An 18914-nucleotide genomic window follows, 5' to 3' on the forward strand; every position below is an offset into this window, starting at 1 on the left:
TCAATTCATCAATTAAATATCTATAGGCATCGCCAGTTGGAGCCGTATGAAAAGGTATTATTCTCATGTCTATCCCCCTACATGTTCAATATCTCTGACTATTTCTACAGTGTCATGCGATTGCATTGTGGCATAGGCTGATATCATCTATTCAATAACAGGAGGCTGATCACATGGCATACGGACCTGGTTCGACTTCATCTCCGTCCTCTACGGGGTATCCTTATCCATATTATCCACCAACACCGCCACCCCCTTATCCCTATCCTTATCCGTACCCCTATCCATACCCGCCATATTACCCACTGCCTTTGCCCATCCCCTTTGGCGGTCCTTGGTGGCATGGAGGATATCCGGGAGGCGGGTACCCAGGCGGACATCACGGACCATTCCCTGGAGGCGGCTATCCCGGTGGACCACATGGCGGAGGTCCTGGAGGTTTTCACGGTCATCGCTTTTTCCAGCAGGGATAACATTTGGAATCGTGCAGGAGCTGCTACAGGCAGTTCCTGCAATTTATAATTTCACTAGTTATCTAATACTCAATCTCATCCATAATCTCCAGGTTTCGATTAGAGTCTTTCAGCAGGTTAGTGAACGTGTCTGTAATAAAATAAACAAAATCGGGATCATGTACATAAATAATAATCTGGCCATAACTCCCCTGTTCTGACGGGTCAACGTCCAGCATCAAATACAGGGAACCACCGGCCATTGTCGCAAAGGGAATCCACGGTTTATGAAATAAATAAGGTTTGATCTCGGGGTCAAGTTTGCTGATCTCTTCTGCGGAATAATACTCACTCAGCTTCTCATCACGCTCACAGAAATATTGCTTGGTTTCCCGTATCTCATCAAGTGACATCATGTAAAACGGGGTGCATTCCTCTCTCTCGGCATCTCCGGGATACAGGATATGAAAGGCATAACCGCTACCATCTTTACATTTGTAGAATTCGCGAAAATCTTCGGGCAGCCGGACATCCATCTCGGTTTCAAAAGCAGCCAAACGATCCTCAGAGGCTCCTTTCTTCTCCTGATACTCGTTGTAAAGCTGCCTAATCTCTTCATCCTTCACTTTAACATCCAATAATTCATTCAAATGATTCAACAGTTCATGCATTCTTTCGCGTATATCTGACTTCACAACCTTCTCCCCTTCTCACCATTTTCTGCCTGTTCCCTCACATATTCCTTATATCCCCAGAACGCTTCTTCTTCACCGCCATCTTCAATCAGAATCATGACGGCGTAAGATAGAAGGTCCAGCCATTCTTCCATTAAAGCAATCTGCTCATCCGAAATAAGTTTGTTCCTGCGCAGCATGCCATCAGGCAATATCGCCCACGCTCGCCCCAAATGGATGATGCTCCATAAGCAGGACATCACTTCCCGGTTTAGTACGGGCTGCTTAAGTTGTGGTGCCAACGTGCGGACAATTTCCATTAACTCGTGAAAGTTATCTTCAATTAACTGTCCGCGAAAAGGGCGCAGGCTTCCCAGAAAGCCGTTCTCCATCTTGGGATGATCCAGATCGTTATGAACAAAGGCATGACATTTCAACAAAAGGACAGCTTCTTCAATTCTCAATGAGCGTTCCCCATTTCTGTTTGCATGTTATACAGCACGCCACTCTACCATCTTAAAGGCTGCTCTCCACGCCACACAATAAAGCGCTCTACTTCACGGAGTGTTCCTGTTCCAATACTATAGTCATCCATATGGTCAGCATGCAGATCAAGAATATGCACCATGCCTCCAAACGTACCTACAGCAAGCCTGGATTGGTCAGACGAAAGTGCCAGTGAATAGATGGTGCTGCCTACAAAATGTCTCCAAACTTCCTGACCCTTCTTATCTATACATTTGAGATAGCCGTAAGCATCACCAAGAACCATGCCTTCAGGTATTTCTACCGAAGCGTAGACACGAGCAATCTCATCCATTATCGGCCAATCTTCTCTGGATTGATTGCCTTCCACTTCACTCAATTCCACCTGCATTGTAACTCCATTATATAAATGACATGCATTAAACCATACCTTCAGGCTATCTCTGGTAAATAACGCATGATGCGGATAGCTGGACTCCGGATAGAGCGAATAAGTATGATTACGTTCAAGATCCAGAAGCATATGGTCACTGACCTGACTGCCAAACGCAATCCATCGTCCAGCCTGTGATACCGCAGCGTGACCCATGGAAATTTGTGTATCCTCCAATTCATGCTCCTCCACCTCTGCAGGATCAGGATGAATTGGAGATACCTTGCCATGTTTCACCAGATAAATTCCGTAAGTGGACAAAATGAGGAGTGCCTGACCTTCATTAAATGGAATAAGCCCTTCAAGTGTACGCTCCGGGTATTCACAGTCTGCAAGAGATTCAATTCGAGGCAGCGCCTGATGAATGGCCGATTGAATCTCGTCCCAGCGGAACATGGCCACTTCTTTTCCTTCCAGATGACGATCTGGATGTGTTATCACCCGAATCCCTTCACTGCCTGCTAGAGCATACTGTGCAGCATCCGGGGACTGCCCCGCAAATTGATATTGCGGAAAAGAAAGTACTTGCTCGGAATCCGCAGTATACACACATCCTTGATCCGTATGAAAACCACTATTGAATACAACGGTACTGTTGTTCAGATATCCGGCTATACGCACGGCCTGCATGGATGACTGGAAGGTTTCACTGAAAGGCCATGTCGCTGCTGGCAACTCCGTGCGCAGCCTTTGCAGATCGTTCTGCTCATTGGCCTTTTTCACCATGTCCCATACTTGCGCACTGATTCCGGCTCTTCCGTCGTCTGTCAGTTCGGATTCATCCGGCTCTTCTCCCGCCATACCTCTGCGCACAAAATCATTTACACTCTGGGCATAGCGTCTCCCTTCATTCCTCCACTGCTCCGCGATCTGTTCATTTAACCAACTCATCCATGATTCCTCCACTCCGTGTCAATTCATCATTTTACAGTGATGTGCCAGCAAAAATTGTTCGATGTCATAATCTGTCGTGCCTCGGTTGCCGTCCGTTTGCTCATAGAAAAGAGCAACTTCTCTCCCATACGCGTAATTAAAACGCAGGTATCCACCGATCGAAGCCATAAACAGCTTACAGGTATATTCATTTTCCATCACGGCATCCCACTTGAACTGCGATTGGCATAACTTGGACAAGCGGTGTAGGGAGAGCCCTTCCCCGTTATCCTGCAAGTGGTAAAAGATATGATTCCTCAGCTCATTCCACGGTTCATAATATCTTAGCGTGCTTGGAGCAGCTTGGCGGTAGTATCCACCATAGATCTTATCCAGCATATCTCCAAATTCCGATTCGGAATGTTCCCACAACGTAATCTGTTCATCGTGGCGAGGGAGCCACAGCAGCCCGTCAATCTCCGGATGAATGGCCAGAAAATCTCCATCCACAGAGCTGCCAATACTAATGCACTCCTTCAGCTGATCTTGACTGACAGGCGTATCGTCGGTGTGCATCCAAAAATCATACTCTGCAAAAGGCTTCAATACCTCCTGATCGGGCCGCTGGATATTCATCCAACCCGAATAGGTTCCTTCTCCGTATTGTTCAAGCCACTGACGATAGGATGCAGGCAATGATACAGAATACTGCTGCTCAAAATGTCCAAGCTCCTCCGCAGATACCGGTTTTAACCTATGAGTTACCACGTACATGAACGACATCTCCTATCTTCCAATCAGATCTCTGTCCTATAATTCAAATGAACAATCAGGCAAGCTCCTCCTGAACAATTTCCGTTGTTACGCCTTTACGATTCACGATCCTAATCGAGAATGCATCATATCCATCCCGTTTAACCTGGTCAAATTCCATATGTTCACCCGTAATCAATTCGTAGGTTCCGTCTTCATCCACATCTTCACCGAATTCCTCATCCCATGGAACGTTATAAAAGGCGGACAAGTGAACTTCAAACGTATCTTCTCCTTCTACATCCAGATAAGGACGCAGTGTCCTTTTGCTTAGCTCTTCCTCAGGATAAGTTTCACACAGCATCGCATCATAACCATGTTTGGCTGCATCAATAAGCAGGTAACGCTCTCCGGTCACCGTGTGCTCGGCATATACAAGTAACGGTGTCGAATCCTGCCAGGTTATCAGATCATCTTCCATCAAGTCACCATAATAAAAGATATGGAACTTGTCATGCCCATCACTCATTTGCAGCTTGCCTTTCCACTCCACTTCCTGGTTCTCCCCATCCGTTACTTTCTTAATGATCCCTTCCAGATATGCAGGTCCATTATGTACGCCAAACAAATTCATGGTCTCGCCTCCGCTTTATTCATTCGTATCCATACGATTTTCTTTTCTTCATCTACGGTCAGGTTGACATCCACATTCAGCTTATCGTGAAATAGTGCCGTAATGTTCAGGTACGGGTCACGTGCCGGTTCACTTCCTCCGTTATGGGAGCGTGTCATCCCTTGGTGAATAATGGATTGTACCAGATTCCCATCGCCTTTGCCCGTAGATTCATAAGTATAAATCTCCTGTCCTTCTTTGTTGTAAAAATGAAGGAAGGTGGTGTAATCCTTGGCATTGGAATATTCCATTTCCGATTTCACATACGTGGTTTCAAGGCTATGGTAGTCCACCTTCCCTGCCAAATAGGGATTCTCATTGTCGGGTGAAATGTCGTACTCCTGATAAGCCAATTGAAAAAGGTAGTTAATATCGCTCATATCTACCCGGTAATACAGCTGGGGATGGTCTCCACTCTTATCCATGGCAGCGAAACTGTTAATAAGCGGCCATGCAGCATACGGTTTTCCATCCACATCTATCGCGAGCGCATAGTCCGATAAAACTTTTTCTTTTTGGAACACGCCGAACGCCTGCAAAATAAAAAAAGCCGGGATCATCAGGATCCCTAAAATAATAGCCAAAGTAAGCAGCTTGCCGCGCAATTTCATTCCTTTCCTCCTTCAAACATGTACAGCACCAACCTTAGCCCGTCTTGTGCTGAAGCTTGGTGAGTGTACGCACCATTTGATCCCTGTTTTTTGCTTCCTTCATATATACAGGTAGATAGTGTGATGCTGTTTTTAACGGCACATTTCCACGTCGTACCCGCAGATCAGCGGAAACATACGAAATCAGATAATTTAAATGTGCCCTGTTAACAGCCCATACCAATTTGCCTCGAACGTGATCCAGGAAATATAACTCCATCCCAAAAACGGGGTCTCTCCCGTCACGGGTATCCATAATATATCTTCTGCTAACCGGCTTGCTATGCAGCTCGGCCTGATTGACTGCGCCGCAATGTGGACAATGGATGTGCGTTGATTTATGTGATACTTTTTTCTCATCTGTTACTTCAACATTGAACCATCGTTCACAGAGAGCACAACTACCCTTGGCATGATACTGATACACTTGTTTCTCCACCCCATGCGCATAACATGACGGGCACTTCCACGTGATTTCATCCTGACATTCTTCAATATACGCATGACCACCGCACGATTGACATGTGACATCCACACGCTCACCTCGGCGGAGTACCCAATAAAAATTATATTTATAGGCCCCTTCGTCCACAAATCGCTTCATTAATAAAACGACTCCTTTCTTGACTGAATTTTATTCGGCTTTCATCCACATGGCAGTAAACAGAAATTTCAACCCTCAATATTTCCCATCCGGCGCTACCTAAAATTATAAGTAACTCCATCGCGTAGTACAAGAAACATGACTATGTCTGCGGAAATTTTGAATATCGAGCCTCTGGGGAATGTGTTTCACGTCACACCTGTCTCCACTGAACTGTCGTACACTAGACATGGCTGCAGCAAGATATTGATTAGTTTGTGAATGATATCACTTAAATAAGGTTGTGTTCCCATGTTCTCCTGGATGAGTCTCATCAAATTGTCTTTCGCATTGGCATTAAGTACGGCCGTCCTATCCCATTGCAATGCTGCAGAAATAGATAAACCGGATCATCACGATACTGCTCCTGTTGACTCAATCAGTCATCAACCTGTTGACCCCATCATCCGTAGAGAAGGCACTAACGTATACATCGAGATGACGGCCCAAGTGACCGATATCGAGATCTCCGCAGGTGTCGTCTATAATGCCTGGACTTTTAACGGCACTGCACCTGGACCCGTTCTGCGCGTAACCGAAGGTGACACACTGATTTTCACTTTGAAAAATAAGGATTCTTCCTTGCCCCATTCTATGGATTTCCATGCCGTACACGCTTCACCAAGCAGCAAATTCGTCGACGTTATGCCAGGTGAGGAGGGTACATTCACTTATAGCACATCGTCGCCCGGAGTCTTCATGTATCATTGCGGAACCAGTCCGGTACTTGCCCATATTGCAAACGGTATGTATGGCATGATTATTGTTGAACCGAAGGCCGGCTACCCTTCTGACGGACAGATTGATCGGGAATACACACTCGTACAAAGTGAATGGTACAAAGAGCATAGCTACGATGCTTTTATGAATGATGAGCCGGATTATGTTGTCTTTAATGGCAACGACTATGGACTGGTCAATTCTCCTTTGCTCGCTAAAACGGGGGATACGGTTCGAATATATGTCAGCAATGCAGGGCCGAACGAAGTTTCGTCCTTCCATGTGGTAGGGACCATTATGGACCGGGTTTACACGGATGGAAATCCCCGCAATATCCAATATGGATTACAGACCGTTATGCTTCCTGCGAGCGGAGGTGCAGTCGTTGAGTTTACCGTAACAGAAGAGGGCGATTATCCCATTGTAACTCATCAGTTTAACCATGTATCCAAGGGTGCTTCAGCTGTTTTGCGAGTTACCTCTGATGGCAAGGATCACGGTGGTAAAGCGATGCAGCATTAAGTCCGTCTCCGTGCTTAAACAATAAAAAATTTGAACCCTGCGAGGTGAATTTTGATCATGCTATGTAGTTCTCAGGGTAAGACTCCCTGCCATGTCAAAGTCCCCCTTTTTCAGCACCTTGGACCTGAAGCATCATCCCTGCTCGTTTCCCTGCTGCAATCGCAGGTCTTTCATAAAGGGGAAATGGTCGTGAAGGAAGGAGAAGGTTCAGCTAAGTTATACATGGTTCATCAGGGATGTGTGAAATTATCCAAATACACCGAAAACGGCAAGGAGCACATTGTCCGTTTTCTGTTTCCTGGTGATTTCTTCGGGCATGACGCTCTGTTACATCAAAAACCGTATGGATTTCATGCAGAAGTATTGGAAACATCAAGTTTATGCACCCTTCATAGGCAGGATTTTGACCAATTGATAGAACATGATCCGAAGCTTGCTTATCATTTTCTTCTAGCTGTCACCGAACTTCTTGAACAATCTGAAGAATGGAATACCGCCCTCAGTTCCATGAACCCTGAACAACGAATTACTAAACTATTATTGAATTTTCATGTGAAAAATATAGAGACAGATGGAATCAAGCTTCCTGTTTTTAAAAAGGATCTAGCATTACTGGTAGGCATTACGCCCGAAACCTTGAGCCGCAAACTGGCCATTATGCAGTCCGAAGGTCTGCTTCAGGTAGCTGGGAATGTCATTCACCTTCTTCAACTGGAAGAGCTTCAGCAACGAATCCAATAACTCGGTATAGAGAATCCTGACAGGAAACGTTACATATTTCACACAAGATGTGAGTATCGTCACAGTGCACTATGGGGATCAGGTATACAGTGATACGTAAGAGAAACCACTCTACAGGAGGTTAACAAGATGAGTACAATCGTAAAAATGGACAAACAGGCGATCATGCTAAAAATGGAGGAATTATGCTCCGTGTTATTACAGGATGAAGGTTACCGTGAGATGCGGGAGATGATTGATCAGTTTGCCGCAGATGAGCAGGCTACAGCGCAATATGAGCAGTTTATGGAGAAGCATCAGGCTCTGGAAGAAAAAGAACGTCAAAATATTGAATTGCTGACATCTGAAATGCAGGTGTACGAACAAGAAGAACGTGCCCTCTACGATCACCCGCTTATTCGCAGATTCATGTATGCACAGCGTGAGTTTAGCCAGATGCATCAGCAGATCAGCCAGTATTTCACCAAGTCCGTTGAGTTAAACCGACTGCCCAAACCGGGCGAAGTATATAAGGAAGCATGTGGTTGTGGAGGGAACTGTTCAAGCAATCACTAGTCAATGGTCACTGGGGAACAATGTATATGCATTGGTAAGCAAAAGAGTATCCGTACCTCAAAATTACTTGAGCGGATACTCTTTTTTTGCTATGTTGCTTTTTTCGTGGAGATCTTACAGATCAAGCAGCAGGGATACAAGAAGCCCCATGGAAGCAATGAAGCCCACGACAGGACCACCTTCTTCAAAAGCTTCAGGCATCATGGTAGAACAGATCATGGCTATAATACCGCCGCCTGCAAATGCCCCAATGGCCGCAGCCATCTCATCCGGAAGCTGTTCGAGAAAAAGATATCCGCACAAGGCTGCAAGTGCAGAAATCAATAGTACACCAAGCCACATCCATATGATTCTGGACTTGGTGTAATGATTGCCTCGCAAACCAACAGTGCTGGACAAACCCTCCGGGATATTGCTGACGAATATAGAAACGATGAGTACTACGCTCACGCCTTTTCCGGTCAGCAAGCTAGCACCAAGCATGATGGATTCAGGAATGGCATCCATCACTGTTCCCGCAAAAATGCCGAGCCCGCTTTGGCTGCTGCCTCCGGGTTTCGGATGTGCTGAACGTTTACGTCCGGCACCACCCTTACTGGAAATAAGCAGGTCGAACAAGGTATACACTACAGCACCCGCCGTAAACCCTATGGCTGTTGGGACAATTCCGCCATCATTCAATGCATCTCCAATCAGCTCAAATGAAGCTGCCCCAATTAATGTCCCCGTACCGAAGGCCATAATCCAGCCAATCACTCGTTTCGGAATCTTGAGAAACAGTGCAGCAAGTGCACCAATAACTACTGCTGAAGCGGAGATGCCTCCCCACATGAATGCAGTCCACATTCGGGTCATCCCCTCTCATGTCTATATCACATCTATCCTTTCATTAACCTGCCTTGCTGCCGCAAAAACATATCGGGTAGCACTTGCTGCAAGATACAACCCATCTTGTCTGATCGTTAGTATTCCTCATCACATCCCATGTGATCTATGTCACTCGTTCATTTCTAATATCACGTTATGATAAAATGATGTTGATTAAAAGAGAGCAAACCAAATCAGGAATTGCACCGCGGCAGCAATCTCAATCATACCCACTTTCATCGGACGCAAAGTGCGACCAGCATATAGAAATGCTCGAACAGCTGAGTAGATATACGCTAAGCTCATCCATGGATATCCGGCGATGACGGGAATGATGAGCAGGATAATATGCAGCAGACGGGTCATTGTTACCCAGCGTTTGTTGTTTCGCTCCCGGAAGACTGATTTCACAAAGAACGTACTTCCTGTAAAATGTAAAAAGGAAAACAACAGCACGATCGCCATCCGGTAATCCCATACTCCTGATCCAATGAGATATGCTGCTGCACCTCCAAGCGAGAACATCAACATGGCGCATAGATCATTCGTAAGCGAACGCTCAGCCTTGTGTCTGACATGCCAGATATTAACGAGCAATAATATGACCAGAACCGGGGCAAATGCCAGTATGGAAGGATGTCCGATTAACGGGGGGACCAGACATACCACTGCAGCCATACTATATATCACCGCCCATGTGTACAGGCGTCGAAGATCCGCTTTTCTTTTAAGAGATTGCAGCAAAGGGTACGCCGCCAGGTATAGCCCAAGCCATGCCATGGATAGTGGCAAATGCAGCCACTGTGGTCCGCTGGCCATTACGCCTGCCGCAAAAGGCACACTTACCATGGCCCAACCGCCATGTTCATGTGGAATAACAATTTTATGTACTGTCACTTCACCATTGACCTCCTAATTGATAAGGATATAGAAAGGAAGAATCATAATGCGCAGGGAAAACAAAGATACGGCAGCAGAGTTTCTTCAACAGTTCCCCATTTTTCAGGATCTAAGTCCTGAGGAATTGAAGCAGGTTGAAGATATCGCCATTTCCAGAAGCATTCATAAAAAAATGGTCATTTTTGCCGAAGGTAGCGAAAAGGAAGCTGTATTTTTTATCCGAACCGGCATCGTAAAAGCATATAAAACGGATGAGAATGGGCACGAGCAGATCGTTTCCTTCCTGAAAACGGGAGATATGTTCCCACATACGGGGTTCTTCAATACCCATCCTTATCCCGCTACAGCAGAAGCCATTACTCCAGCTGAACTGATTGCCATTCCGGTCAGATTGTTTGAACGTCTTATGCTAAATACGCCATCCATTGCGATCAAAATTATGCGGGTCCTCGGCGATAAAATCCGCGAACTGCAGGATAAACTGCAAGTGCTCTCCGGCCAGGATGTCCGGAACCGCGTGCTGTCCTTCCTGCTGATGTTGGCAGAGCAGCACGGTCAGCTTTCCGGTCAAAAAATCATTATCGACCTGCCCATGACGCACCAGGAATTTGCCAATTCCATTGGCACGACCAGGGAAACCGCCAATCGTTTGTTGAATCAGCTCACCAAGGAAAATCTGCTCGAAGTCGATCGGAGACAGATCATCATCCATGATCTGCAGGCCTTGAAGCATCAGCGTGATACTAGACCCTAGCATGGTATACATCTATTTACGAATGAAAAGACCTTAACAAGAGTGGCATGTTGTTAAGGTCTTTTGCTGTATTTATCCTGTCATGTGGCTACTATGCTGAAGGAAGATCCCTTTTTCCCATATCACTGAACATGCCCGCGTAGAACTTTACTTCCCCTGCTTCATTGCGGATCGCTGTAATACTCAGCCATTCCAGATATATCTCTCCGTTTTTCTTCCGATTCCATATCTCTCCCTGCCAGTACCCTTGCTGCTTCAGATCAGCCCATAGCTGTTCGTAGAACGATTTATCCTGTTTACCTGATTTCAGCAAGCTCGGCTTCTGTCCCACCGCTTCATCGGATCGATAACCGGTGACTGCCGTAAATGCCGGATTCACTGAGCGAATAACGCTGTTTGTATCCGTAATCAGGATAGCCTCAATCGTATTTTCCAGTATGCTTGCGGACAGCTGAAGCTTCTCTTCGTAGAACATCCAGAAGACAAGTACCAAACTTACCAGTGCAACCATGGAGAGTGCCATGAATCCAATCGCATAGTGACCTGTCATGCTGTAGAGCAGCGTCAACATTAGTGGCGGGAAAAAGCCACCGAGTCCCCCCATTGCAGATATAATACCGTTAGCGACACCTGGTTGTTTAACGAAATACATTGGGACCAATTTAAAAATAGTTCCGTTTCCTGTACCGGCGCATAAGGCTACGGTCAGGCAGCCAACCGTATACATGTAGATTGACGGAGCGAAGGATAATACGATCGCCGCTACCGTTAAACCACCGAATACAAACATCAGTATTTTAAAAGAATTAAATCGGTCTCCAAGCCAGCCACCGACCGGACGCATAATGGTAGCAACCAGGATGAATCCCGCTGTGCGTATCCCTGCATCCACTTTATCCATCTGAAAGTGACTGACCAGGAAATTGGGAAGGTACACGGTGAATGCTACGAAGGAACCAAAGGTCAGGAAGTAAAATAAACAGAGCAGCCATAATTTAGGGCTACGCGATACCGCTTTTAATTGTTGAATTAGCGGCACGTTAACCCTTGTTTCCTGTTTGTCGCCCAATACAAAATTCAAAGCGGCTATTCCCAGCAGCAAAATGCTGTACAGAAGAACCGTTTTGGACCACCCTATGTGATCCGCAATCAGTGGGGCACCAAAAGCAGACAATGCCGTTCCCAGATTACCGATACCATAGATCCCATTAACAAACCCATGTTTCTCTTTTGGATAATATTTGGGCAGTGAAGTTACGCCTACAGAAAATACCGCTCCGCCAATCCCGAGAAAAAAGCCACCTATAATCAAATCCAGAAAAGAAGTGGATCGACTGATCCACCATACTGGCGCGAGCAGCAGAACAAAACTGATCATAAAAATATTGCGTGCTCCATATCGGTTCGTCCAGTATCCAATGGGGATACGGGCAACGGAGCCAATGAGAACAGGGATGGCTGTAGACCAGGCTAGCTGCGAAGAGGTTAACGCAATATCCTCCTTAATAAATGGCATTAAGGAAGACAGTATAACCCACACCATGAAGCCCAGAACCAAACTTGCCGTCTGCAAGGGCAGTTGGACTTTGCCTTTGTTTTGCATCTACATCGCCCTTTCTTTGTTCGGTTTTGCTTTTGGATCCGGATAAACAGATCCGTCACGTCTGCGGTACAATACGTAGCTTCGCTTGAGGTAGCCGAGCGGCATGCTCAGCATATGCACAAGACGCGTAAACGGAAAAACGCAGTACAGGACAAACGAAAGCAGGATGTGTACTTTAAAGTTCATAGGCACGGTCACCATCAGCGTTGGATCAGGCTGAAATACCATCAAACCGCGCAGCCAAGGGTTAATTGTCGTACGGTAATCAAAGCCCGTATGGTTCATCGCATTTGCAGATGTCGCCAATATGCCGGTTATGATGACAACAAGAAGCATGATGAGGGCCATCCAGTCCCCTACACTGCTCGTCGCTCGTACTTTGGTGGCCACATATCTACGCACCAGTAGTATGACTCCCCCGGCAAATGCGATAATCCCCGCAGGCAACCCGCCCGCTATGGCAATCAGATGATAACCTTCGTCACTTAGCCCGATCCAGCGATAGAATTCTACCGGAACAATTAATCCGGCAATATGGCCGCAGATCACTGCGAAGATGCCAATATGAAACAGCAAGCTTCCCCATTTCAGCATGCGTTTTTCTAACATCTCACTGGACTTGGATGTCCAACTGAACGGATTCGTCACGTACCTCCATATGGTTGCAGTGACACAAAAAATGAGAACCATGTATGGGAGAGCCACCCATAAGAACAAGTCCGGTGTACTCATCGGCTTCCCCTCCCCATCCAGATTGGCACGGTATGGGCTGCTGCAGAGTGGTCATGAACTTCTTCGTCAACATGAGCTGGCTTAGGGATAACCTTCAGCACTTGCTCCAACAATGGACCGTAGGGACTCTTCTGCCCTAATACACTATCTGTGATCGTTACCAAAGACTTATAACAACTCGATATCACTCCAAAAGCATCTTCAGAAGGAGCCTCCGCTATAAATTCAAGCACCATGGGTAAATAATCGGGCAGTTCATTCAATTCCATGTAGAATCCCGCAGCTTCGTATCTGCGCTTTAATTCAATTAGTGCCGGTCCACGGTCTCTTTCGTCACCATAGAGAGCATAGGTTAAGTACAGATTTGATTTTTTGTCAAAATCAAATGTCCGTACGTATTTGTCCTGCCAATACGTGGAATCTACTGATTCCGCTTCACCCACGAAGGTCAGAAGAATTTTTTTCATTGTTTCATCCGTAAGGGATTGCACAGCAGTTCGTACACCCCGCAATCCTTCCCTCCACGCAGGATCTGGATATTGCAGCAGATAGGAGGTCAGCTTACATGCTTTTCTGGCCTCATCCATTCGTTCATCCGATGCCTGACTCCATTCCGTATTCATATTGGTCGCCATCGTAGTCGTTGTCTCCTCTCCCATCAGAATACACCGCAGGAACCTGGACCCCCTGCAAAATCAAGCCCGCAGCTTCCTTGTTCCTTGAAGAGATCCGCTACTTCTTCCCGATGAGCAGGCGGGATCACGAAGCGGTCATTATATTTGGCTATGGCGAGCAGTCGGTACATGTCTTCAACTTCCTGCGTGTCCATCCCCACTAGCTTAAGCAATGCAGGATCACTGGTTTTTCCGGTTTGCTGATTCCGCATGTGAATCCGCATTACCGCCATTTTGCGCAGTACATCACGAATTCGTTCCGTGTCTCCTGCAGTGAGCAGATTGGCCAGATATTCCACAGGTATGCGCATATTGTCAATGGCAGGGAAGATATCACTCGCATCCAGTGAACTCCCCTGTCCTTCAACCCGATTCGTGATTGGACTCAGCGGCGGAATATACCATACCATCGGCATGGTCCGGTATTCCGGGTGAAGCGGAAGCGCTATGCGCCAGTCCACAACCATTTTATAGATAGGCGACTGCTGAGCAGCGATGATCCAATCTTCCGGAATGCCGGCCTCCCTTGCTTCATGAATTACTTCAGGGTCATGTGGATCCAGGAAGATATCCATTTGCGATTCATATAAATCCTGTTCATTCTCCGCTGAAGCCGCCGCTTCAATACGGTCTGCATCGTACAACATCAGACCAATGTAACGGATACGACCGACACATGTCTCTGAACAAATCGTTGGTAAACCCGCCTCAATCCGCGGAAAACACAAGGTGCATTTCTCGGCTTTGTTGGTTTGCCAATTGAAATACACTTTTTTGTAAGGACAGCTGGACACGCAGAATCTCCAGGCACGGCATGCGTTTTGGTCGACCAGTACGATGCCGTCTTCTTCCCGTTTGTACATCGCTCCTGAAGGGCAGGAAGACACACAGGAAGGATTGAGGCAGTGTTCACAAATTCGCGGAAGGTACATCATAAACACCTGTTCAAAATCCATTTTGATCGATTCCTCGACACCCTTCATGTTGGGATCTTCCATCCCCGTTACATGGGCACCTGCCAGATCATCCTCCCAGTTGGGTCCCCACTCCAGGTTCATGTATTCACCCGTAATTTGGGATTTGGGTCTCGCCACAGGCTGATGCTTTTTCTCCGGACTGCTCGTTAGTTTCTCATATTCATAGGTCCAGGGTTCGTAATAATCGTCGATGGTCGGCTGATCGGGATTGTGGAAAATGTTAAGCAATCGTCTGGCACGTGTGCCCGACTTTAACTCAAGCTTGCCATTCTTCATTTCCCAACCGCCGCGATACCTCTCCTGATCCTCCCACTGTTTGGGATAACCTACCCCTGGTTTGGTCTCCACGTTATTCCAGTACATGTATTCCGCGCCCGGTCGGTTCGTCCACGTGTTTTTGCACGTTACGCTGCACGTATGGCATCCGATACATTTATCCAAATTCATGACCATGCTGACTTGTGCTTTAATCTTCAAGCCAATCCACCTCCTGCAGTTTTCTTATGATGACATTCAGATCACGCTGGTTGCCTGTTGGGCCATAATAATTGAATCCATAGCTTAACTGGGCGTATCCGCCAATCATGTGGGTCGGCTTCACATGAATCCTCGTCGGACTGTTGTGCGTACCTCCACGTGTTTGCGATATTTTCGTTCCGGGAACGTTAATATGTCGATCCTGGGCGTGATACATGAACGCCATTCCACGAGGAATGCGGTGGGTGACGACTGCACGGGCAACGACTACACCGTTCCGGTTAAAACATTCGATCCAGTCATTATCGACGAGTCCTGCCTCTTCGGCATCCTCATGATTCATCCAGATTGTCGGGCCACCTCGGAACAGGGTCAGCATGGGCAGTGCATCATAGTACATGCTGTGAATCGACCACTTGTTGTGCGGAGTCAGATAGTTCAGGACAATTTCCTTGCCACCTTCGATTGGACGTTTGCTGCTCGGATGAAAAGGTGTATGTTTCAGTACAGGTTTGAACGTCGCCAGTGTCTCTCCAAACTCGCGAAGCATCTCATGATCAATGTAAAATTGCTGTCTGCCTGTCAACGTGCGCCAGGGAATAAGCCGTTCCACATTGGTTGTAAATGGCGAGTAGCGTCGGCCGCCCTTCTCCGAGCCGCTGAATGCGGGTGAAGTGATAACCGTTTTGGGCCTGGAAGTAATCTCATCAAAAGTAAAACATTCTTCCGATCGCTCTTCAGCCAAATCCTTCAGATGTAAGGCCGTTTTTTGCTCAAGCGACTCCCAAGCACGTACCGCCATTTTGCCATTTGTTGTTGTGGAGAGCGTCAGAATGGCTTCCGCCACATTTCGGTCTGTACTCAGATCAGGACACCCTTGCCCCACTCCTGCTTGCCTGCGCGTACCCAAAATACCCTTGAGCTTCTCATATTCTTCGCTTGCTGACCAAGAGATCCCCTTGGTTCCAATGGGTTTATCCTTGACTACAGGGCCAAGAGTGATCATCTTGTTATATACCGCCGCATAATCACGTTCCACAATCTGAATGTGAGGCATCGTTTTGCCCGGAACAGGTTCACATTCTCCTGCACTCCAGTCCCTGATCTCGCCATACGGTTGAGCCAGCTCATCAGGTGAATCATGCAGCAGCGGTGTCGCCACAATCTCATGCTGGGGTCCGTCGAATTGCTGCGCAGCCATCTCCGAGAAGACACGTGCAATCTCCTTGAATGTGTCCCAGTCCGAACGGGACTCCCACTGCGAGGCGACTGCCGGATTAAACGGATGTACAAATGGATGCATATCCGTGCTGCTCAGGTCACTTTTTTCGTACCAGGTTGCCGCTGGCAAAACAATATCGGAATACATCGCTGTTCCCGCCATGCGGAAATCCAGGTTGATCATCAGATCCAGCTTACCCTCGGGTGCTTCGTCCACCCACTCCACGTGTTCTGGCCGGAGTCCGTGATCATCATCGTTCAGCAAACCGTTCGTCGCACCAAGCAAATGCTTCAGGAAGTACTCATGACCTTTCCCCGAGCTGGAGATCAGATTCGCTCTCCATACGAACAGTACTCGCGGGAAATTCGCAGGGTTATCCGGCTGCTCAATGGAGAACTTGAGTTTTTGACTTTTCAATTCGGATGCCACATATGCACCGATTTCGTCTTTCGTTACAGCTCCGGAATCTATAGCATCCTGATGCAGATCAATCGAATTCCGATTGAATTGTGGATAGGACGGAAGCCAGCCCATGCGAGCAGCCATGACGTTATAATCTGCAACATGCTGGAATCGGGGTTCACCCTCCAGTGCCGAAGTCAGCTCGCCTACTTTCGTTTCTTCGTATCTCCATTGATCTGTTGCAAAATAGAAAAACGATGTACCGTTCTGAAGACGGGCTGGCCCTGTCCAGTCACGGGCAAAGGCAATTGTCTGCCACCCCTCCGCAGGACGAAGCTTCTCCTGTCCGACATAGTGAGCCCAGCCTCCGCCGTTCACGCCCTGACAACCGGTCATAAGAATCAGATTGATAATCGCTCGGTAGATCACGTCCGAGTTATACCAATGGTTGATTCCGGCTCCCATAATAATCATGGAACGCCCCTGGGTATCGATCGCATTCTGGGCAAATTCACGTGCAATCTGCACCACGGTTTCCTGCGGAACGCCTGTAATCTGTTCCTGCCATGCGGGGGTGAAAGGCTTCTCGTGCTCGTCATTCAGCTGACCATTCACTGCATCATACGCTGTAGTTTTTCGAGCACGCCGCATGTCAGAGATTGTGATTACTTCGGCAGAATCTGCGGAACGTGTCATTTCACGTTCTACTCCGTATTTGGCAAGAACCAGATCATACACCGCTGTAACCATAATCCAGTGATCCTCAAGCCAGATTTGACGAACAGGAATTTGACGTTCCATAACATGTCTTCCCTCGTCGTCAAAATAAGGCAACTGAATCGTGACCAAGTCATGATGCACCCCTAGAAGAGATAACCGTGGATCAATGGGTTCCCCATTCTCGACCTGTTCCATTTTCAGATTCCAGGTCCCTTCCTCACCCCAACGGAATCCCAGGCTGCCTTTCGGCATCGCATATGTACCGCTGTTTTCGTCATAGACGAGTGTTTTCCAGGCCATATTGTTGCCCGTAATGCCTAAGTCTTCCCCGACAAGAAATCTCCCTGCTGTATGAACCCCGTTCTTCTCCTCAACGATCAGGAGATTAGGAAAATCCGTATATTGTTTGGCATACTGCATGAAGTATTCCGTAGGTTGTTCAATATAGAATTCTTTGAGAATCACATGTCCCATAGCCATGGCAAGAGCTCCGTCGGTTCCCTGTTTGACTGACATCCATGTGTCCGCAAATTTGACATATTCAGCGTAATCCGGGCTGATGGATACGACCTTCGTTCCCCGGTAGCGTGCTTCAGCCAAAAAGTGAGCATCAGGTGTACGAGTCATTGGCAGGTTGGAACCCCAGACGAGAATATACCCGGAATTGTACCAGTCGCTGCTCTCCGGCACATCGGTTTGATCACCCCAAATCTGCGGTGAGGCCGGAGGCAGATCGGCGTACCAGTCGTAGAAACTGAGCAGTGGCGATCCCATCAGGGACAGGAATCTTGAACCTGCGGCATAACTGACCATCGACATGGCAGGAATAGGCGAAAAGCCGATAATCCGATCAGGTCCGTACTGCTTGATTGTATGAATAAGGGAGGCCGAAATAATCTGCGTTACTTCACTCCATGACGCACGAATCAATCCGCCTTTGCCTCGAACAGACTTGTATTTTTTGACCTTATCCGGATCATCTGCAATACTGGACCAAGCCTTGACGGGATCACCATGCAGCTGAAGTGCCTCACGCCACAGATCCAGCAATGCTCCCCGAACGTATGGATATTTGACACGCAGCGGACTGTAAAGGTACCAGGAAAAACTCGCTCCGCGCGGACACCCTCTTGGTTCAAATTCCGGCATATCCGGACCCGTGGAAGGATAATCGGTAGCTTGCGTCTCCCAAGTGACAATCCCGTCTTTCACATAGATCTGCCAGCTGCAGGATCCGGTGCAATTCACGCCATGTGTCGAACGCACAACTTTGTCATGCTGCCAGCGTCGCCGATAGACGTCCTCCCAGTCCCGGTTATCGGGTGACATCTCGCTCCATCCTTCTGCATTCTTTTCACGTTTCGCAAAATATTTAAGTTTCCCCATCCACGGTGTGCTTTGCTTACTCATT

20 protein-coding genes (1 of these 20 running past the window's edge) are annotated in these 18914 nt (G+C 47.3%); 5 read left to right on the forward strand and 15 right to left on the reverse strand.

Annotated features, from left to right (window positions below; all coding sequences use genetic code 11):
- On the reverse strand, nucleotides 1–67 hold the 5' end (the start) of the coding sequence (locus MHB82_RS19130; protein WP_341175612.1) for a hypothetical protein. 410 nt of this gene lie to the left of the window's left edge; only the first 67 of its 477 coding nucleotides appear in the window; its start codon is at nucleotides 65–67; the stop codon falls past the left edge of the window.
- A 106-nt stretch (nucleotides 68–173) separates the two neighbouring features.
- Between MHB82_RS19130 and MHB82_RS19135 the strand changes: the two genes are divergently transcribed.
- Nucleotides 174–473: a hypothetical protein gene (locus MHB82_RS19135; RefSeq protein ID WP_341175613.1), complete on the forward strand. Its 300-nt coding sequence runs from the start codon at nucleotides 174–176 to the stop codon at nucleotides 471–473.
- 62 nt (nucleotides 474–535) lie between these two features.
- Here MHB82_RS19135 and MHB82_RS19140 read toward each other — a convergent pair whose 3' ends face one another.
- Genes MHB82_RS19140 through MHB82_RS19170 form a run of 7 tightly spaced genes read right to left on the reverse strand, consistent with a single transcriptional unit; the run spans nucleotide 536 to nucleotide 5598 of the window.
- Entirely contained in the window at nucleotides 536–1147 is a 612-nt protein-coding gene (locus MHB82_RS19140) for an SMI1/KNR4 family protein (protein WP_341175614.1), read from the reverse strand.
- Complete coding sequence (locus tag MHB82_RS19145) at nucleotides 1144–1590, reverse strand: hypothetical protein (RefSeq protein WP_341175615.1); 447 nt, start codon at nucleotides 1588–1590, stop codon at nucleotides 1144–1146. The genes MHB82_RS19140 and MHB82_RS19145 overlap by 4 nt, the downstream gene beginning before the upstream one ends.
- Before the next feature lie 44 nt (nucleotides 1591–1634).
- Nucleotides 1635–2936, reverse strand: a complete 1302-nt coding sequence (locus MHB82_RS19150) for a hypothetical protein (protein ID WP_341175616.1) — start codon at nucleotides 2934–2936, stop codon at nucleotides 1635–1637.
- A 21-nt stretch (nucleotides 2937–2957) separates the two neighbouring features.
- Nucleotides 2958–3692, reverse strand: coding sequence for an SMI1/KNR4 family protein (locus MHB82_RS19155; RefSeq protein ID WP_341175617.1), 735 nt, complete (start codon nucleotides 3690–3692; stop codon nucleotides 2958–2960).
- Nucleotides 3693–3747: 55 nt separating this feature from the next.
- Nucleotides 3748–4305: a hypothetical protein gene (locus MHB82_RS19160; protein WP_341175618.1), complete on the reverse strand. Its 558-nt coding sequence runs from the start codon at nucleotides 4303–4305 to the stop codon at nucleotides 3748–3750.
- Nucleotides 4302–4955 carry a hypothetical protein gene (locus tag MHB82_RS19165; RefSeq protein ID WP_341175619.1) on the reverse strand — a complete coding sequence of 218 codons (654 nt, stop codon included), beginning with the start codon at nucleotides 4953–4955 and terminating at the stop codon, nucleotides 4302–4304. The genes MHB82_RS19160 and MHB82_RS19165 overlap by 4 nt, the downstream gene beginning before the upstream one ends.
- A gap of 34 nt (nucleotides 4956–4989) precedes the next feature.
- Nucleotides 4990–5598, reverse strand: coding sequence for a hypothetical protein (locus MHB82_RS19170; protein ID WP_095361823.1), 609 nt, complete (start codon nucleotides 5596–5598; stop codon nucleotides 4990–4992).
- Between the two features lie 303 nt (nucleotides 5599–5901).
- On the opposite strand from MHB82_RS19170, the gene MHB82_RS19175 reads away from it, so the two are divergent.
- From MHB82_RS19175 to MHB82_RS19185, 3 genes are all read left to right on the forward strand, one after another.
- Nucleotides 5902–6879: a multicopper oxidase domain-containing protein gene (locus MHB82_RS19175; RefSeq protein WP_341175620.1), complete on the forward strand. Its 978-nt coding sequence runs from the start codon at nucleotides 5902–5904 to the stop codon at nucleotides 6877–6879.
- 57 nt (nucleotides 6880–6936) lie between these two features.
- On the forward strand, nucleotides 6937–7620 hold the full coding sequence (locus MHB82_RS19180) for a Crp/Fnr family transcriptional regulator (protein ID WP_341175621.1): 684 nt from the start codon (nucleotides 6937–6939) through the stop codon (nucleotides 7618–7620).
- A 129-nt stretch (nucleotides 7621–7749) separates the two neighbouring features.
- Nucleotides 7750–8175, forward strand: a complete 426-nt coding sequence (locus tag MHB82_RS19185; protein WP_110758870.1) for a YlbF family regulator — start codon at nucleotides 7750–7752, stop codon at nucleotides 8173–8175.
- A gap of 114 nt (nucleotides 8176–8289) precedes the next feature.
- Here the strand turns inward: MHB82_RS19185 and MHB82_RS19190 are convergent, their stop codons facing one another.
- The gene (locus MHB82_RS19190; RefSeq protein WP_110758872.1) at nucleotides 8290–9021 is read right to left on the reverse strand and encodes a ZIP family metal transporter; all 732 of its coding nucleotides are present in this window, start codon (nucleotides 9019–9021) and stop codon (nucleotides 8290–8292) included.
- 195 nt (nucleotides 9022–9216) lie between these two features.
- A complete protein-coding gene (locus MHB82_RS19195) occupies nucleotides 9217–9939 on the reverse strand; it encodes a YwiC-like family protein (RefSeq protein WP_341175622.1) in 723 nt (240 codons plus the stop codon).
- A gap of 49 nt (nucleotides 9940–9988) precedes the next feature.
- Here MHB82_RS19195 and MHB82_RS19200 point away from each other — a divergent pair, with 49 nt between their 5' ends.
- Nucleotides 9989–10696: a Crp/Fnr family transcriptional regulator gene (locus MHB82_RS19200; protein WP_095361829.1), complete on the forward strand. Its 708-nt coding sequence runs from the start codon at nucleotides 9989–9991 to the stop codon at nucleotides 10694–10696.
- A gap of 91 nt (nucleotides 10697–10787) precedes the next feature.
- Here MHB82_RS19200 and MHB82_RS19205 read toward each other — a convergent pair whose 3' ends face one another.
- Genes MHB82_RS19205 through MHB82_RS19225 form a run of 5 tightly spaced genes read right to left on the reverse strand, consistent with a single transcriptional unit; the run spans nucleotide 10788 to nucleotide 18913 of the window.
- Nucleotides 10788–12299 (reverse strand): MFS transporter, encoded by a 1512-nt coding sequence (locus tag MHB82_RS19205; RefSeq protein WP_341175623.1) that lies wholly within the window; start codon nucleotides 12297–12299, stop codon nucleotides 10788–10790.
- Nucleotides 12300–13031 carry a respiratory nitrate reductase subunit gamma gene (gene narI, locus MHB82_RS19210; protein ID WP_341175624.1) on the reverse strand — a complete coding sequence of 244 codons (732 nt, stop codon included), beginning with the start codon at nucleotides 13029–13031 and terminating at the stop codon, nucleotides 12300–12302.
- Nucleotides 13028–13666, reverse strand: coding sequence for a nitrate reductase molybdenum cofactor assembly chaperone (gene narJ / locus MHB82_RS19215; protein WP_341175625.1), 639 nt, complete (start codon nucleotides 13664–13666; stop codon nucleotides 13028–13030). The genes narI and narJ overlap by 4 nt, the downstream gene beginning before the upstream one ends.
- 23 nt (nucleotides 13667–13689) lie before the next feature.
- Complete coding sequence (gene narH / locus MHB82_RS19220) at nucleotides 13690–15159, reverse strand: nitrate reductase subunit beta (RefSeq protein WP_341175626.1); 1470 nt, start codon at nucleotides 15157–15159, stop codon at nucleotides 13690–13692.
- Complete coding sequence (locus tag MHB82_RS19225; protein ID WP_341175627.1) at nucleotides 15149–18913, reverse strand: nitrate reductase subunit alpha; 3765 nt, start codon at nucleotides 18911–18913, stop codon at nucleotides 15149–15151. The genes narH and MHB82_RS19225 overlap by 11 nt, the downstream gene beginning before the upstream one ends.
- Between the last annotated feature and the right edge of the window lies 1 nt (nucleotide 18914).

It is taken from the genome of Paenibacillus sp. FSL K6-2862, from assembly GCF_038005125.1.
Classification (GTDB): domain Bacteria; phylum Bacillota; class Bacilli; order Paenibacillales; family Paenibacillaceae; genus Paenibacillus; species Paenibacillus illinoisensis_A.

Coding starts and splice junctions, on each gene's coding strand:
- MHB82_RS19135 (WP_341175613.1), top strand. CDS start 174: ATGGCATACGGACCTGGTTCGACTTCATCTCCGTCCTCTACGGGGTAT.
- MHB82_RS19150 (WP_341175616.1), bottom strand. CDS start 2,936: ATGAGTTGGTTAAATGAACAGATCGCGGAGCAGTGGAGGAATGAAGGG.
- MHB82_RS19155 (WP_341175617.1), bottom strand. CDS start 3,692: ATGTACGTGGTAACTCATAGGTTAAAACCGGTATCTGCGGAGGAGCTT.
- MHB82_RS19160 (WP_341175618.1), bottom strand. CDS start 4,305: ATGAATTTGTTTGGCGTACATAATGGACCTGCATATCTGGAAGGGATC.
- MHB82_RS19165 (WP_341175619.1), bottom strand. CDS start 4,955: ATGAAATTGCGCGGCAAGCTGCTTACTTTGGCTATTATTTTAGGGATC.
- MHB82_RS19170 (WP_095361823.1), bottom strand. CDS start 5,598: ATGAAGCGATTTGTGGACGAAGGGGCCTATAAATATAATTTTTATTGG.
- MHB82_RS19175 (WP_341175620.1), top strand. CDS start 5,902: ATGAGTCTCATCAAATTGTCTTTCGCATTGGCATTAAGTACGGCCGTC.
- MHB82_RS19180 (WP_341175621.1), top strand. CDS start 6,937: ATGCTATGTAGTTCTCAGGGTAAGACTCCCTGCCATGTCAAAGTCCCC.
- MHB82_RS19185 (WP_110758870.1), top strand. CDS start 7,750: ATGAGTACAATCGTAAAAATGGACAAACAGGCGATCATGCTAAAAATG.
- MHB82_RS19190 (WP_110758872.1), bottom strand. CDS start 9,021: ATGTGGACTGCATTCATGTGGGGAGGCATCTCCGCTTCAGCAGTAGTT.
- MHB82_RS19200 (WP_095361829.1), top strand. CDS start 9,989: ATGCGCAGGGAAAACAAAGATACGGCAGCAGAGTTTCTTCAACAGTTC.
- MHB82_RS19205 (WP_341175623.1), bottom strand. CDS start 12,299: ATGCAAAACAAAGGCAAAGTCCAACTGCCCTTGCAGACGGCAAGTTTG.
- narI (WP_341175624.1), bottom strand. CDS start 13,031: ATGAGTACACCGGACTTGTTCTTATGGGTGGCTCTCCCATACATGGTT.
- narJ (WP_341175625.1), bottom strand. CDS start 13,666: ATGGCGACCAATATGAATACGGAATGGAGTCAGGCATCGGATGAACGA.
- MHB82_RS19225 (WP_341175627.1), bottom strand. CDS start 18,913: ATGAGTAAGCAAAGCACACCGTGGATGGGGAAACTTAAATATTTTGCG.